Below are 15138 nucleotides of genomic sequence, written 5' to 3'. Positions count from 1 at the left end.
CGGCTGTCAGGCTTTGACGCCGCTGGTCATGCGCTTCAGCACATCCGTCTTCCAGTAGAAGTGATGGATCAGCGCGGCACCCACATGCGCCACGATCAGCACCCAGAGGATCAGCTTCAGCGGCCCGCCATGCAGGAAGCCGGCCGTCTCGTTGCCGAAATAGTAGGCGCCGATGCCGGCAAGCGGCATGATGAAGAACAGGATGTCGAAGGTGCCGTGCGCCAGTGTGGAAAGCAGCTTCGCCACGGGCGGCTCGTCGGCGGGCGCCGCCGGAGCGCCCTGCACCAGGCGGAAGGCAAGCCGGATCAACGCCAGGGCAAGCACCGCAATGCCCACATAGGCATGGATGTTGGCCGATCCCACCACGTCAGCGTCGGCGGTGCCACCGTCGCGCACAGCGCGGCTCCACTTTTCCATCCCGTCGGAGAAAATCAGGTTGAAGAAAATCAACAGTGCCATCAGCCAATGGATGGACCGCTGCGCGACACTATACGAAACTTGAGTATTGGACGCCATTTTTTCTTGCTCCGACAATAACTTAGTTGAAGTCAGCACAATAAAAGCCGCAGCCTGAAATACAAGCTGCGGCTTGGAATATGACGAAGATTTAATTCTTGGCTTTTGTCAGCCGATCACATGTGGATCGGCTTGAAGAACGTCGCCAGCGCGGCTTCCTTGACGGCTTCCGACATGGTCGGATGCGCATGGCAGGTCCGGCCGAGATCTTCCGACGAACCGCCGAACTCCATCAGCACGGCCGCCTCATGGATCATCTCGCCGGCACCGTAGCCGACGATATGGGCGCCGAGCACGCGGTCGGTTTCCTTGTCGGCCAGGATCTTGACGAAGCCGTCCGTCGCCAGCATGGCGCGCGCGCGGCCGTTGGCGGTGAACGGGAACTTGCCGACCTTGTAGGCCACTCCCGCGGCCTTCAGCTCTTCCTCGGTCTTGCCGACGGAAGCCACTTCCGGCTGGGTGTAGACGACGCTCGGGATGACGTCGTAATTCACATGGCCCGCCTGGCCGGCCAGGATCTCGGCCAGCGCCACACCTTCGTCTTCGGCCTTGTGCGCCAACATCGGCCCCTTGACCACGTCGCCGATCGCGTAAATGCCCGTGACCGAGGTCTGATAATGGTTGTTGATTTCGACGCGGCCGGCCTTGTCGAGCACCACGCCGGCCTTGTCGAGACCGAGACCTTCGGTGAACGGCTTGCGGCCGGTGGCGATCAGCACGACATCGGCTTCAAGCGTCACGGCATCGCCGCCCTTGACGGGCTCATAGGTGACCTTCGCGCCCTTGCCGGACTTTTCGACACCCGTCACCTTGGCCGACAGCTGGAATTCGAAGCCCTGCTTCGCCAGCATGCGCTGGAACTGCTTGGAGACCTCGCCATCCATCGGGCCGAGGATCTTGTCCAGGTATTCGACGACCGTGACCTGTGCGCCAAGGCGCGACCAGACGGAGCCGAGTTCCAGACCGATGACACCGCCGCCGACGACAATCATCTTCTGCGGCACCTTCTCGAGCGCGATCGCGCCGGTCGAGGACACGATCACCTTCTCGTCGATGTCGACGGAGAGACCCGGAATGCCTGCAACATCCGAACCGGTGGCGATGACGATGTTCTTGGCTTCCAGTTCCTTCACGTCGCCGCTGTCGCTGGTCACCGAAACCTTGCCCTCGCCGAGAACCTTGCCAGTGCCGAGGAAGGTGTCGATCTTGTTCTTCTTGAACAGGAACTGCACGCCGTCGACGTTGGCCTTAACGGTGTTGTCCTTGTGGGTCAGCATCTTGGCGAGGTTGAGCTTCGGCTTGGAGACTTCCACGCCGAGTTCTTCGATGCCGTGAGCGGTGTGGGCATAGACCTCGGAGGCATGCAGCAGCGCCTTCGACGGGATGCAGCCGATGTTGAGGCAGGTACCGCCGAACGTGGCGCGCTTCTCGATCACCGCGACCTTCAGGCCAAGCTGTGCGGCCTTGATTGCGCAGACATAACCGCCGGGGCCGGTTCCGATCACGACGACATCATAAGACATTGAACTTCCTTCCTTGGCTGGCGGACTATCTGCCGCCGGTCACATTAAGCACGGCACCCGTGACGTAGGATGCCTCGTTGGACAAAAGAAACACGATCGTGCTCGCCACTTCCTCCGGCTCGCCGGCCCGCTTCATGGGAACGGCATGCGCCAGATCGTGCGCACGATTGGGATTGCCGGCATCCGCCTGGATGTCGGTATGGATAAGGCCGGGACGCACCGCATTGACGCGGATGCCCTCGTCGGCGACTTCCTTGGCGAGACCGAGCGTAAACACGTCGATCGCCCCCTTGGAGGCGGCATAGTCGACGAATTCGCCGGGCGAGCCGAGCATGGCTGCCGCCGAAGACAGGTTGACGATCACGCCGCCCTCCCCGCCGTGACGGGTCGACATGCGCTTGACCGCTTCCGCCGCCACGCGCATCGGCCCGAGAACATTGACCTTGAACATGCGCTCGATGCGCTCGCGGCTCATCTCGTCGACGCGGACCGGCATGCCGATGATGCCGGCATTGTTGACCAGCCCGTCGAGACGGCCGAAGGCGTTGTCAACGACGTCGTAGATTGCAGCGATGTCCTCCTCCTCGGAGGCATCGCCCTGCACGGCGAGCGCTTCACCGCCCATCGCCTTGATCCGGTCGACGACCGATTGCGCAGCCTCGGCGTTGCGCACGAAATTGACGGCAACCCGCCAGCCCTGCTTGGCCGCGAGGATGCAAACGGCAGCGCCGATGCCCCGGCTGCCGCCGGTCACGAGAAGAACGGGTTCGTCAGCCATTCGCGCAACCTTTCAGCTTGAACACATCCCAAGGGGCGACGGATGCCTTGTCCGCTCCCCAGGCGGAGGAGAAGCGCAGCGCGAGGCCGAAGCCCGGCAGCAGCAACTGGCCGGCCGCATCCGCGCCTTCCGGCGGCAGAAGGTCAACATTGCCGCTGTCGTCAACCGCGTAGATGACGCCTTCCCAGACGGTGCAGGCCCGAATGTCGGCGCCTGTCACGTCGCCATCCGGGCAGTTGTAGAACACCACGCCCTCGGTCCGCGAGACCTCGTCGGTGATCATCACATTGCCGTCGAGCACCACCTCGGTCTTCGGAACGGAAATGTCGAACAGGTGACTGGTTGCCGCGGCATCGGACTTGACGGGCTTGAAGGTCAGCTCGAAGCCGGCTTCCGGCTCCGCGTAGACGGCAAATTCCTGTCGGCACTCTTCCGCGCCCGCCAGGCCCGGAAGGCCAAGCAGGGCACCAAAGACGACCGCCATGTGCCGCTGCGGTTCCATCGCGTCAGCCCGCCTTCTCCGTCGCGAGCTTCAGCCCGAAGGCGATAAAGACCGCGCCGCTTGCCCGGTTGATCCACTTGCTGGCGCGCTCAAAAGACGCCCGCATCTTCGGCATGGTCAGGAAGAACGACACGCCGACAAACCAGGCGATCAGGCAGCTCGCCATGACGAGGCCGTAGCCGAACTTGACCATCGCCGGCGTCTCGTGACTGACGACGGTGGAGAAGATCGACAGGAAGAAGAAAACCGGCTTCGGGTTCAGTGCATTGGCAAGAAAGCCGAGAGAATAGGCCTTGGCAGCCGTTTGTGGCGCGGCTGGAGCCTTCGATGATGCCGGATCGGCGTCAAGGCGTGTTGTGCCAGCCCTCAAGGACTGGATACCGATATAGACGAGATAGGCGACACCAAGCCACTTGATGACGTTGAAGATCAGGATCGACTGCGAGATGATCAGGCCGAGACCGAGGATCGTGTAGGTCACATGGAACATCAGCGACGTACCGACGCCGAAGCTCGTCAACACGGCAGCGCGGCGACCATGGACAACGGCCTGCCGCATAACCATCGCCGTATCCGCGCCGGGGGAAACGATGGCGAAGGAGAAGATCGCCATCAGCGACGCAAGTTCGATCAGGTACTGATGCATTCCGAAATCCTCTCTTGCGATCAGCGCGTTGCCAGCGCCAGTTTGACGCCGAGTGCACCGAAGGCCATGGCCGACGTGCGGCGGATCCAGCTCATTGCCCGCTCGCTGGCGAGAATGTAGGTGCGGACCCGTGCCGCAAAGACACCGTAACCGACAAACACGATGAATGTCATCAGCATGAAGACGCCGCCGAGCTCGAGCATCGTCAGAAGCGTATTGGGACTATCCGCCGGAATGAACTGCGGCAGGAAGGCCAGGAAGAAGATCGAAAGCTTCGGATTGAGGATGTTGATCAGGAATCCGGTGCGGGCGATGCGCGCAAGGCCATAGGGCGTGGCAGAGGCTTCGAAACGGACCGGCCCTTTGTCGCGCAAAGTCATCCAGGCCAGGTAGATCAGGTAGGCGGCACCGGCAAACTTGAAACCCTGAAACACCAGCGCGCTGGTGTGAAGGATCGCGGCAAGGCCGAGAGACGAGGCAAGAATGTGCGGCACGATCCCGAGCGTACATCCGAAAGCGGCTGCCAGCGACTGGGTGCGGCCCTGACCGAGACCGGTCGACACAGTGTAGAGAACGCCCGTACCCGGAGCCAGAACGACGATCAGCGCTGTCAGCAGAAATTCCGGAGTCATGGCGCCACCCTGCGTTGGAAACGAAGTCCGGACCGGCCATCTCTGGCCGGTCCGGGCAAATGTCTTAGAGGTCGAGAACCAGGCGTTCCGGATCTTCCAGGCTTTCCTTGACGCGCACCAGGAAGGTCACGGCTTCCTTACCGTCGACGATGCGGTGATCGTAGGAGAGCGCCAGATACATCATCGGACGGATGACGACCTGACCGCCGATGGCCATCGGACGTTCCTGGATCTTGTGCATGCCGAGAATGCCGGACTGCGGGGCATTGAGGATCGGCGAGGACATCAGCGAACCGTAGACGCCACCGTTGGAGATAGTGAACGTGCCGCCCTGCATGTCGGCCATCGACAGCTGACCGTCACGGGCAGCCTTGCCGAGACGACCGATTTCCTTCTCGACTTCGGCAATCGACATCTGGTCGGCATCGCGCACGACCGGAACGACGAGGCCCTTGTCGGTGCCGACGGCAACGCCGATGTGGCAGAAGTTCTTGTAGATGATGTCGGTGCCGTCGATTTCGGCGTTGACCGCCGGCAGTTCCTTCAGCGCATGCGTCACGGCCTTGGTGAAGAAGCCCATGAAGCCGAGCTTCACGCCGTGCTTCTTCTCAAAGATGTCCTTGTACTTGTTGCGCATGGACATCACGGCGCTCATGTCCACCTCGTTGTAGGTGGTCAGCATCGCAGCCGTGTTCTGCGCATCCTTGAGGCGCTTGGCGATCGTCTGGCGCAGGCGGGTCATCTTGACCCGTTCTTCACGCGGGGCATCGTCGACGGACGACGGCGCGCGGGCGGCCTTCGGCGCTTCGGCGGAAACCGACGGGCCCTTGGCGATTGCGGCGATCACGTCGCCCTTCAGCACCTGGCCACGCTTGCCGGAACCTTCGACCTGATCGGCGGAAACGCCCTTCTCGGCCATCATCTTGGCGGCAGCCGGTGCCGGCGGCATGTCGCCTGCGGGAGCGGCGGCCGGAGCCGGAGCAGCGGCGGGCGCAGGTGCGGCGGCAGCCGGCTTTTCAGCCGGAGCAGCAGCGGCGGCGCCGGCACCTTCCGAGATGTTGCCGAGCAGCGCGTTGAGCTCGACCGTTTCGCCCTCGGCAGCGACGATCTCGGACAGGACGCCCGAAGCCGGGGCCGGAACTTCGATCGAAACCTTGTCGGTTTCCAGTTCGAGCAGCGGCTCGTCGGCGGTGACGGTGTCACCGACCTTCTTGAGCCAGGTGCCGACGGTTGCTTCCGAGACGGACTCGCCGAGGGTGGGAACGCGGATTTCAGTGGCCATGATTTAAATTTCCGTTGGTCAGAATTTCGTTTGGCGCAGGGGAGCATCAGCCCCCGAGCGCGTCCTCCAGGAAAGCTTCCAGCTGCGCCAGGTGCTTCGACATCAGGCCCGTTGCCGTCGAGGCCGAGGCCGGGCGGCCCGTATAGCGCACGCGCTGATACTTGGCGTCGATGTGGGCGAGCACCCATTCCAGATACGGGTCGATGAACGCCCAGGCGCCCATATTCTTCGGCTCTTCCTGGCACCAGACCATTTCCGCGTTGCGGAAGCGCGACAGCTCGTTGATGAGCGCCTTGGCCGGGAACGGATAGAGCTGTTCGACGCGCAGCAGGTAGATGTCGTCGATACCGCGCTTCTCGCGCTCTTCGAGCAGGTCGTAGTAGACCTTGCCTGTGCAGAGCACGACGCGACGGATCTTGTTGTCCTTCTGCAGCTTGATCGGGCCGTTCTTGATGACTTCCGCATCGTCCCACAGCAGGCGGTGGAACGAGGATTCGCCGGCCAGCTCCGACAGCGACGAGACCGCACGCTTGTGGCGCAGCAGCGACTTCGGCGTCATCAGGATCAGCGGCTTGCGGAAATCGCGCTTCACCTGCCGGCGCAGGATATGGAAGTAGTTGGCCGGCGTGGTGCAGTTGGCGACCTGCATGTTGTCTTCGGCGCACATCTGCAGCCAGCGCTCGAGGCGGGCCGAGGAGTGTTCCGGACCCTGACCTTCATAGCCGTGCGGCAGAAGGCAGACGAGGCCGGACATGCGCAACCACTTGCGTTCGCCCGACGAGATGAACTGGTCGAAGATGACCTGCGCACCGTTGGCGAAGTCGCCGAACTGCGCTTCCCAAAGGGTGAGCGCATTCGGACGGGCCAGCGAATAGCCGTATTCGAAACCGAGAACGGCTTCTTCCGAGAGCATCGAGTTGATGACCTCGTAGCGGCCCTGCCCGCCGCCGACATGGGCGAGCGGAATGTAGCGTTCCTCGGTCTGCTGATCGTAGAGCACGGTATGGCGCTGCGAGAACGTGCCGCGCTCGACGTCCTGACCGGACAGACGGACGGCGGTGCCTTCCTGGCAGAGCGAACCGAATGCGAGTGCCTCGCCCATGGCCCAGTCGATGCCTTCACCGGTCTGGATCATCTCGGCGCGATTGTCCATGAAGCGCTTGATGGTGCGGTGGACGTTGAAGCCTTCCGGCACTTCGGACAGCTTCTTGCCGATTTCCTTCAGCGTCTTCATCGGCACGGCGGTCTTGCCGCGGCGCTGCTCGTCCGCATTGTCGGCAGCCCGAAGGCCCGACCATGCGCCGTCCAGCCAGTCGGCCTTGTTCGGCTTGTAGGATTGGCCGGCCTCGAACTCCTGTTCCAGACGGGCGCGCCAGTCGGCCTTCATCTTTTCCAGTTCACCTTCGCTCAGCAGGCCTTCGCGCACCAGGCGCTCGCCATAGAGCTGGACGACCGTCTTGTGCGAGCGGATGACCTTGTACATCTTCGGCTGGGTGAAGGACGGCTCGTCGCCTTCATTGTGGCCGAAGCGGCGGTAGCAGAACATGTCGATGACGACCGGCTTGTGGAACTTCATCCGGAACTCGGTCGCGATCTTGGCAGCGTAGACGACGGCTTCCGGGTCGTCGCCGTTGACGTGGAATATCGGCGCTTCGATCATCTTGGCCACGTCGGACGGATAGGGCGAGGACCGCGAGAAATGCGGGTTCGTCGTAAAGCCGATCTGGTTGTTGATGATGAAGTGGACCGTGCCGGCGACGCGATGGCCGCGCAGACCGGAAAGGCCGAGGATTTCGGCAACCACGCCCTGGCCGGCGAATGCGGCGTCACCATGCAGCAGGAGCGGCATGACCTTGGCGCGCTCCTTCAGCGGGATGACATCGTTGTCCCAGTTCTTCGCCTTCAGGTCCTGCTTGGCGCGGGCCTTGCCCATGACGACCGGATTGACGATTTCCAGGTGCGACGGGTTTGCCGTCAGTGAAAGGTGCACGTTGTTGCCGTCGAACTCGCGGTCGGATGACGCGCCGAGGTGATACTTCACGTCGCCGGAACCTTCGACATCGTCCGGAGCATAGGAGCCGCCCTTGAACTCGTGGAAGATCGCCCGGTGCGGCTTGGCCATCACCTGCGACAGCACGTTGAGGCGGCCGCGGTGGGCCATGCCGAGAACGATTTCCTCGAGACCCATCTGGCCGCCGCGCTTGATGATCTGCTCGAGCGCCGGGATCAGCGCTTCACCACCATCGAGGCCGAAGCGCTTGGTGCCCTTGTACTTGACGTCGATGAACTGTTCGAAGCCTTCGGCCTCGATCAGCTTCTGAAGGATAGCCTTCTTGCCGTTCGGCGTGAATTCGACGCCCTTGTCCGGGCCCTCGATGCGTTCCTGGATCCAGGACTTCATTTCCGGATCGGAGATGTGCATGAACTCGACGCCGAGCGTCGAACAATAGGTGCGCTTCAGGATCGCCAGCATCTCGCGGATGGTGGCGTATTCCAGGCCGAGCACCTTGTCGATGAAGATCGGACGGTCGTAGTCCGCTTCGGTGAAACCGTAGGATTCCGGCGCCAGTTCCTTGAAATCCTCGACAGCAGCGGCAATGCCGAGCGGATCGAGCTTGGCATGCAGGTGGCCGCGCATGCGGTAGGCGCGGATCATCATGATGGCGCGAACGGAATCGCGCGTTGCCTGCAGCACGTCGGTGCCGCCAGCCGGCTTGCCTGCGGCTTCCGCCTTGGCCTTGAGCTTTCCTTCAACGGCCTTCTCGACCGTGGCCCAGTCGCCGTCGAGCGCATTGACCAGGTCGCCGTTGGCGGCGATCGGCCAGTTCTTGCGCTTCCAGGACGCGCCCTGGGCGGCCTTCTTCACATCGTCCGGATTGTCTTCCAGAGCCTTGAAAAACGCCTGCCATTCCGGAGACACCGATGCCGGGTCATCCTCGTAGCGCGCGTAGAGCTGCTCGATATAGGCAGCGTTCTGGCCATCCAGGAAGGATGTGATTTGAAACTGTTCGTTGGCTTCTTGTCTTGCCATGGGTATTTGCAGACCCGCGGGCCTGCCTCCTTGTCAGGGCTTTTCTCGTCACCCAGGTTTCTCGTCGGCATTTCAAACGGCCCGACTTGCCGCCGCCGGGATAAACCGGAACCATGAGGGGAAAATGTGGCCCTCCCCTCATGGAATTTCAAATGTCAGCCCTTGAGGACTTCGACCAGCGTCTTACCGAGGCGAGCCGGCGACGGCGAGACGCGGATGCCGGCCGATTCCATGGCCGCGATCTTGTCTTCCGCACCGCCCTTGCCGCCGGAAATGACGGCGCCGGCATGGCCCATCGTACGGCCGGGAGGAGCCGTGCGGCCGGCGATGAAGCCAACCATCGGCTTCTTGCGGCCGCGCTTGGCTTCGTCCTTGAGGAACTGTGCCGCATCTTCTTCCGCGGAGCCGCCGATTTCGCCGATCATGATGATCGACTTCGTCTCGTCGTCGGCCAGGAACATTTCCAGCATGTCGATGAATTCGGTGCCCTTGACCGGGTCGCCGCCGATGCCGACAGCCGTCGTCTGGCCGAGGCCTTCGTTCGAGGTCTGGAACACGGCTTCATAGGTCAGCGTGCCGGAGCGCGACAGGACGCCAACCGAGCCCTTCTTGAAGATGGAACCCGGCATGATGCCGATCTTGCATTCTTCCGGCGTCAGGACGCCCGGGCAGTTCGGCCCGATCAGGCGCGACTTGGACTTGTCGAGCTTCGCCTTGACGTTGACCATGTCTTCGACCGGGATGCCCTCAGTGATGCAGACGATCAGCGGGATTTCGGCTTCGATCGCTTCGATGATCGCCGCACCGGCGCCTGCCGGCGGAACGTAGATCACGGAGGCGTTCGCGCCAGTGGCTTCCTTGCCTTCGGCGACGGAGGCGAAGATCGGCAGGGTTTCACCCTTTGCGCCGGTCCAGTTGCTGCCGCCCTTGGAGGGGTGGATACCGCCGACCATCTTAGTACCGTAATAGGCAAGCGCCTGCTCGGTGTGGAAGGTACCGGTCTTGCCGGTGAGGCCCTGCACGAGGACCTTGGTGTCTTTGTTTACGAGAATGGACATCTAACTCAGGCCCCCTTCACAGCGGCGACGATCTTCTGGGCGGCATCGTCCAGATCGTCAGCGGAGATCACATTGAGGCCGCTTTCGTTGATGATTTTCTTGCCGAGTTCGACATTGGTGCCTTCGAGGCGGACGACGAGCGGCACCTTGAGGCCAACTTCCTTGACCGCGGCGAGAACGCCTTCGGCAATGACATCGCACTTCATGATGCCGCCGAAGATGTTGACGAGGATGCCCTTCACCGCCGGATCGGCCGTGATGATCTTGAATGCTGCGGTGACCTTCTCCTTGGAAGCGCCGCCGCCGACATCGAGGAAGTTCGCCGGCTCGGCGCCGTAGAGCTTGATGATGTCCATGGTCGCCATGGCGAGACCGGCGCCGTTGACCATGCAGCCGATGTTGCCGTCGAGGGCGACATAGGCGAGGTCATACTTCGAGGCCTCGATTTCCTTCTCGTCTTCTTCCGTGATGTCACGCAGTTCGACGACTTCCGGATGACGGAACAGCGCATTGCCGTCGAACGACACCTTGGCGTCGAGGACGCGCATGCGGCCGTTGGTCATGACGATCAGCGGGTTGACCTCGAGCAGGCTCATGTCCTTTTCGACGAAGGCCTTGTAGAGGATCGGGAAGAGCTTCAGCGCATCTTCGCGGGCAGCGCCTTCGAGCTTCAGCGCGTCGGCGAGCGCATTTGCGTTGTCCGCGGTCACGCCGGCTTCCGGATCGATCGCCACGGTGACGATCTTCTCGGGGGTTTCTTCCGCAACGGTTTCGATGTCCATGCCGCCTTCGGTCGAAACGACAAAGGCAACCTGACCGACGGAACGGTCGACGAGGATCGAGAGGTAAAGCTCACGGTCGATGTCGGCGCCGTCTTCGATGTAGAGACGGTTGACCTGCTTGCCGGCTGCGCCGGTCTGCTTGGTCACGAGCGTGTTGCCGAGCATTTCCTTGACGTTGGTGACAACGTCTTCGATCGACTTGGCGAGACGAACGCCGCCCTTGGCGTCGGGGGCGAGTTCCTTGAACTTGCCCTTGCCGCGGCCGCCGGCGTGGATCTGGCTCTTGACCACGTAAAGCGGTCCCGGCAGCTTCTTGGCTGCGGCTTCGGCTTCGTCAGCCGAGAAAATGGCCACACCTTCCGCGACCGGCGCGCCGTAGCTCTTCAGAAGAGCCTTGGCCTGATATTCGTGAATATTCATTCGTATATCCCTGCTTTGATAAGGTTCAGGTGATTACTTGAGTGCCGGAGCGATGTTGATGCAGGCCTCGCAGAGACCGGCAACCGCGCCGACGGACTTGTCGAAAGCTTCCTTTTCGGAAGAGTTCAGATCGATTTCGATGACGCGCTCGACGCCGCCGGCGCCAATCACGGTCGGAACGCCGACATACATATCCTTCACGCCGTACTGGCCGGCGAGATAGGCGGCGCAGGGCAGGACACGCTTCTTGTCCTTGAGGTAGGATTCAGCCATCACGATCGCGGAAGCCGCCGGGGCGTAATAGGCCGAGCCGGTCTTCAGGAGACCGACGATCTCGGCGCCGCCGTCACGGGTGCGCTGGATGATTTCTTCGAGGCGTTCCTTCGTGCACCAGCCCATCTTCACGAGGTCGGTCAGCGGAATGCCGGCAACCGTGGAGTAACGGGCGAGCGGCACCATCGAGTCGCCATGGCCGCCGAGAACGAAGGCGGTGACATCTTCAACGGAAACGTCGAATTCCTGTGCGAGGAACAGGCGGAAGCGCGAGCTATCCAGAACGCCGGCCATGCCGACGACCATGTTCTTCGGCAGGCCGGAGAACTTCTGCAGCGCCCAGACCATGGCGTCGAGAGGGTTGGTGATGCAGATGACGAAGGCGTTCGGGGCATACTTCTTGATGCCGGCGCCAACCTGCTCCATGACCTTGAGGTTGATGCCGAGAAGATCGTCGCGGCTCATGCCCGGCTTGCGCGGCACGCCGGCGGTGACGATGCAGACATCCGCACCTTCGATGGCCGAGTAATCGCTGGCGCCCGTCAGCTTGGCGTCGAAGCCGTCGACCGGCGAGGACTGGGCGATGTCGAGACCCTTGCCCTGCGGAATGCCGTCGGCAATGTCGAACAGGACGACGTCGCCCAGTTCTTTCATGCTGGCCAGATGCGCCAGCGTACCACCAATCATACCGGAACCAATAAGTGCGATTTTCTTGCGGGCCATGAAGTGCTCCCTTTGCGCTTTAAGAACGGACCGACACCTGGATGTGCCTCCATTATCGGGCTTTCGCATAGCCCTAAAGCGTAAATATGGCAACCGATTAATTTTGGCTGAGGAATTTCAATCGTTTAGATACTAAAATTCTTACGTAAACGTAAGATAATTTTGCACCATTTCAGCATCAGCCGGCATGGGCTTCCCGGCTGGCTTCCAGATATTCCTGGCTCCGCATCTCAAACAGGCGCGAGATCGTGCGATCGAACTCAAAGCCTTCCGTACCGCGCCTTTCGGTCAGAAGTTCCTCCGGCCACGTGGCCGCCGACGCGATCAGGCGCACCTTGCGATCATAAAGAGCGTCGACAAGGATAATCAATCTCTTGATCTCGTTGCGACGATCTGCCCCCATTTGCGGAATGTGATCGACAAAGACGGTGCTGTATTTCTCGGTAATCGCCAGATAGTCGGATGCCCCCAGCGGCTTGCTGCAGAGATCGGCAAAGCTGAACCGCGCCATCCGCCCCCCGGCCTGCGGCACCGCGATCGAACGCCCCTTAAGCTCGATCGTTTCCGCCGAAGGCTTGCGTCCCTCGGCATAGGCATTCCAGGTCGCGTTCATCGCCGCATCCGTGCGGTCGTCAAGCGGCGTCATGTAGACGGGCAGGCTGTTCAGCTTCTCCATGCGGTAGTCGTTGGGAGAATCCAGCGACACGATGCCCACATACTCTTTCAGCAGTGTGACAAAGGGCAGGAACAGGCCGCGATTAAGGCCATCCTTGTAAAGATTGTCCGGCTCGACGTTGGACGTCGCCACCAGCACGCAGCCGCGCGAGAAGAGTTCCGTGAACAAACGGCCAAGTATCATCGCATCGGCGATATCGGTGACCGTGAACTCGTCGAAGCAGAGAAGCTCCGCCTCGGCGAAAAGGTCAGCGGCGACCGGCGGCACCGGATCGGCCTGACTCGTCTCGCCGTTCTTCAGCTTCTGTCGATGCGCATGGATGCGGGTGTGAACGTCACCCATGAATTCGTGGAAATGCGCGCGCCGTTTGCGTTTCACCGGCGCCATCTCGAAGAACATGTCCATCAGCATGGTCTTGCCGCGCCCGACGCTGCCATGAACGTAGAGGCCCTTGACCGCCTCTTTCTTCTTGCCCTTGCGGGCGGCAAACAGCCAGCCGAGCGCGCTGGTCTTCGCGGCGTGCCGGTGTTCCTTGAGGTCGGTCAGGATGCGGTCGAGGCGAGCGGCCACCGCCATCTGTGCCGGATCCGGCTTCAATTCGCCGGATCCGGCCAAGGCCTTCAGCTTTTCGCTGACGCTGATGTTGTAGTCTGGCGCAGGCTGCATGGATCGCCCGTATGCCGCCGCAGGACGCGGCGGATCCTGTTAGCGGCTGAGGCTGAAGGGCTGACCGGCAGCCGTGGTGCCGTCGAAGCGGGTGTCGGCCGTCTTGTAGAGCGTGCCGATTACGTTGCCGTCGCGATCCTTGACCGAAATCTGCTTGCCGCTGACTTCCCAGGACGCCATCGTGGTGAGCGGGCCGAGGCAGCCGCGCGTACCGCCGCGCAGGCCGGAGCCGAGATTGGTGAGCGTCAGGAACATGTCGCAGGTCACGCCGGAATTGGAAACCTTCCAGCTGCCGACCATGGATTCCTTCGTGACATCCAGCGCATTGGCAGCCATGGCGGGGTTGCCGGCCGGCGGCATGCCGTTCTGCATCGTCTGGTCGCCCGGCACCTGCGTTCCGTTCGGCGGCGGCAACTGGCCGGACTGGACGGACGGCACCGGCTGGGCCTGAAGCGGCGGCAAGGTCGACGACGGCTGCTGGTCGTAATAGGACGTACGCTGGCATCCCGAGAGTGCCAGAGCGATCATTACGCCGGCCGCCGCAAATCTGAACTGCATCGCCAAACTCCTTGCTTGCCCTTGACGGGCTTGTCTTCCCTAGAGGTTGCCCGAATTATCGTGAAAGATGGGGATGAATCAAGGCAAGCACCGGCGAATTCACGGCAAAGGGACAAAGGGCCCGCCTTTTTTGCCGTTTGGCCGCAAAGCAGCCGTAAGCGTCCCCGGATATGATCGTCTCAGGCTGGACGGGCACGGGCAATTGCCGAATCGCCCGTGAACCTCGATGCAAAAAAGAGGGCCGCGATTTGCACGCGGCCCGTCTTCAAACGATCTGCAAAGCGCGACGTCAGACGCGGCGCTCGACCATCATCTTCTTGATCTCGGCGATCGCCTTGGCCGGGTTCAGACCCTTGGGGCAGGCTTGCGCGCAGTTCATGATCGTGTGGCAGCGATAGAGGCGGAACGGATCTTCCAGATCGTCGAGGCGTTCGCCGGTCGCTTCGTCACGGCTGTCGATCAGCCAACGATAGGCCTGCAGGAGGACGGCCGGACCGAGGTAGCGGTCGCCGTTCCACCAGTAACTCGGACAGGACGTCGAGCAGCAGGCGCAGAGAATGCACTCGTAAAGCCCGTCGAGCTTCAGGCGATCCTCGTGGCTCTGCTTCCACTCCTTGGCCGGCGGCGGCGAAACCGTCTTCAGCCACGGTTCGATCGAGCGGTGCTGGGCGTAGAAGTTGTTGAGGTCCGGCACCAGATCCTTGACCACCGGCATGTGCGGCAGCGGGTAGATCTTCACTGCACCCTTGATATCGTCCATGCCCTTGGTGCAGGCGAGCGTGTTCGTGCCGTCGATGTTCATCGCGCACGATCCGCAGATGCCTTCGCGACAGGAACGGCGCAGCGTCAGCGTCGGGTCGATGTTGTTCTTGATGTAGAGCAGACCGTCGAGCACCATCGGTCCGCAATTGTCGAGATCGATGTAATAGGTGTCGATCGACGGGTTCTTGCCGTCGTCCGGATTCCAGCGGTAGACGCGATATTCGCGAACGTTCGTCGCGCCTTCCGGCTTCGGCCAGGTCTTGCCTTCGCCGACCTGCGAATTCTTGGGGAGAGCGAGTTCAACCATGGT

14 protein-coding genes are annotated in these 15138 nt (G+C 61.9%); all 14 read right to left on the bottom strand.

Annotation, left to right across the window (positions count from 1 at the left end; all coding sequences use genetic code 11):
* Nucleotides 1–6 precede the first annotated feature (6 nt).
* Nucleotides 7–516: a cytochrome b gene (locus ACU5AY_RS01210; RefSeq protein WP_446827676.1), complete on the bottom strand. Its 510-nt coding sequence runs from the start codon at nt 514–516 to the stop codon at nt 7–9.
* Between the two features lie 116 nt (nt 517–632).
* Nucleotides 633–2039 (bottom strand): dihydrolipoyl dehydrogenase, encoded by a 1407-nt coding sequence (gene lpdA, locus ACU5AY_RS01205; RefSeq protein ID WP_446827675.1) that lies wholly within the window; start codon nt 2037–2039, stop codon nt 633–635.
* A 25-nt stretch (nt 2040–2064) separates the two neighbouring features.
* Nucleotides 2065–2817 (bottom strand): SDR family oxidoreductase, encoded by a 753-nt coding sequence (locus ACU5AY_RS01200; RefSeq protein WP_446827674.1) that lies wholly within the window; start codon nt 2815–2817, stop codon nt 2065–2067.
* The gene (locus tag ACU5AY_RS01195; RefSeq protein ID WP_446827673.1) at nt 2810–3301 is read right to left on the bottom strand and encodes a hypothetical protein; all 492 of its coding nucleotides are present in this window, start codon (nt 3299–3301) and stop codon (nt 2810–2812) included. Before ACU5AY_RS01195 ends, ACU5AY_RS01200 begins: the two co-directional genes overlap by 8 nt.
* A gap of 22 nt (nt 3302–3323) precedes the next feature.
* The gene (locus ACU5AY_RS01190) at nt 3324–3965 is read right to left on the bottom strand and encodes a LysE family transporter (protein ID WP_446827672.1); all 642 of its coding nucleotides are present in this window, start codon (nt 3963–3965) and stop codon (nt 3324–3326) included.
* A 20-nt stretch (nt 3966–3985) separates the two neighbouring features.
* Nucleotides 3986–4597, bottom strand: coding sequence for a LysE family translocator (locus tag ACU5AY_RS01185; RefSeq protein WP_446827671.1), 612 nt, complete (start codon nt 4595–4597; stop codon nt 3986–3988).
* A 64-nt stretch (nt 4598–4661) separates the two neighbouring features.
* A complete protein-coding gene (odhB, locus tag ACU5AY_RS01180) occupies nt 4662–5879 on the bottom strand; it encodes a 2-oxoglutarate dehydrogenase complex dihydrolipoyllysine-residue succinyltransferase (RefSeq protein ID WP_446827670.1) in 1218 nt (405 codons plus the stop codon).
* Nucleotides 5880–5925: 46 nt separating this feature from the next.
* The gene (locus tag ACU5AY_RS01175) at nt 5926–8910 is read right to left on the bottom strand and encodes a 2-oxoglutarate dehydrogenase E1 component (protein WP_446823011.1); all 2985 of its coding nucleotides are present in this window, start codon (nt 8908–8910) and stop codon (nt 5926–5928) included.
* A gap of 155 nt (nt 8911–9065) precedes the next feature.
* Nucleotides 9066–9968 carry a succinate--CoA ligase subunit alpha gene (sucD, locus tag ACU5AY_RS01170; protein WP_446827669.1) on the bottom strand — a complete coding sequence of 301 codons (903 nt, stop codon included), beginning with the start codon at nt 9966–9968 and terminating at the stop codon, nt 9066–9068.
* Between the two features lie 5 nt (nt 9969–9973).
* Nucleotides 9974–11170, bottom strand: coding sequence for an ADP-forming succinate--CoA ligase subunit beta (gene sucC / locus ACU5AY_RS01165; protein WP_446827668.1), 1197 nt, complete (start codon nt 11168–11170; stop codon nt 9974–9976).
* 33 nt (nt 11171–11203) lie between these two features.
* Nucleotides 11204–12166 (bottom strand): malate dehydrogenase, encoded by a 963-nt coding sequence (gene mdh / locus ACU5AY_RS01160; protein WP_261928977.1) that lies wholly within the window; start codon nt 12164–12166, stop codon nt 11204–11206.
* Between the two features lie 178 nt (nt 12167–12344).
* Nucleotides 12345–13508 (bottom strand): cell division protein ZapE, encoded by a 1164-nt coding sequence (gene zapE, locus ACU5AY_RS01155; protein WP_446827667.1) that lies wholly within the window; start codon nt 13506–13508, stop codon nt 12345–12347.
* A gap of 39 nt (nt 13509–13547) precedes the next feature.
* A complete protein-coding gene (locus ACU5AY_RS01150; protein WP_446823007.1) occupies nt 13548–14066 on the bottom strand; it encodes a protease inhibitor Inh/omp19 family protein in 519 nt (172 codons plus the stop codon).
* A 289-nt stretch (nt 14067–14355) separates the two neighbouring features.
* Complete coding sequence (locus ACU5AY_RS01145; protein WP_261928974.1) at nt 14356–15135, bottom strand: succinate dehydrogenase iron-sulfur subunit; 780 nt, start codon at nt 15133–15135, stop codon at nt 14356–14358.
* Nucleotides 15136–15138 lie beyond the last annotated feature (3 nt).

It is taken from the genome of Rhizobium sp. PAMB 3174, from assembly GCF_052908375.1.
Note: the sequence above shows the minus strand (reverse complement) of the source record. Positions and strands in the feature narration are given on the sequence as shown.

Bases quoted from the DNA above. Each gene is read 5' to 3' on its own strand.
- ACU5AY_RS01210 (WP_446827676.1), bottom strand. From the start codon at position 516: ATGGCGTCCAATACTCAAGTTTCGTATAGTGTCGCGCAGCGGTCCATC.
- lpdA (WP_446827675.1), bottom strand. From the start codon at position 2,039: ATGTCTTATGATGTCGTCGTGATCGGAACCGGCCCCGGCGGTTATGTC.
- ACU5AY_RS01200 (WP_446827674.1), bottom strand. From the start codon at position 2,817: ATGGCTGACGAACCCGTTCTTCTCGTGACCGGCGGCAGCCGGGGCATC.
- ACU5AY_RS01195 (WP_446827673.1), bottom strand. From the start codon at position 3,301: ATGGCGGTCGTCTTTGGTGCCCTGCTTGGCCTTCCGGGCCTGGCGGGC.
- ACU5AY_RS01190 (WP_446827672.1), bottom strand. From the start codon at position 3,965: ATGCATCAGTACCTGATCGAACTTGCGTCGCTGATGGCGATCTTCTCC.
- ACU5AY_RS01185 (WP_446827671.1), bottom strand. From the start codon at position 4,597: ATGACTCCGGAATTTCTGCTGACAGCGCTGATCGTCGTTCTGGCTCCG.
- odhB (WP_446827670.1), bottom strand. From the start codon at position 5,879: ATGGCCACTGAAATCCGCGTTCCCACCCTCGGCGAGTCCGTCTCGGAA.
- ACU5AY_RS01175 (WP_446823011.1), bottom strand. From the start codon at position 8,910: ATGGCAAGACAAGAAGCCAACGAACAGTTTCAAATCACATCCTTCCTG.
- sucD (WP_446827669.1), bottom strand. From the start codon at position 9,968: ATGTCCATTCTCGTAAACAAAGACACCAAGGTCCTCGTGCAGGGCCTC.
- sucC (WP_446827668.1), bottom strand. From the start codon at position 11,170: ATGAATATTCACGAATATCAGGCCAAGGCTCTTCTGAAGAGCTACGGC.
- mdh (WP_261928977.1), bottom strand. From the start codon at position 12,166: ATGGCCCGCAAGAAAATCGCACTTATTGGTTCCGGTATGATTGGTGGT.
- zapE (WP_446827667.1), bottom strand. From the start codon at position 13,508: ATGCAGCCTGCGCCAGACTACAACATCAGCGTCAGCGAAAAGCTGAAG.
- ACU5AY_RS01150 (WP_446823007.1), bottom strand. From the start codon at position 14,066: ATGCAGTTCAGATTTGCGGCGGCCGGCGTAATGATCGCTCTGGCACTC.
- ACU5AY_RS01145 (WP_261928974.1), bottom strand. From the start codon at position 15,135: ATGGTTGAACTCGCTCTCCCCAAGAATTCGCAGGTCGGCGAAGGCAAG.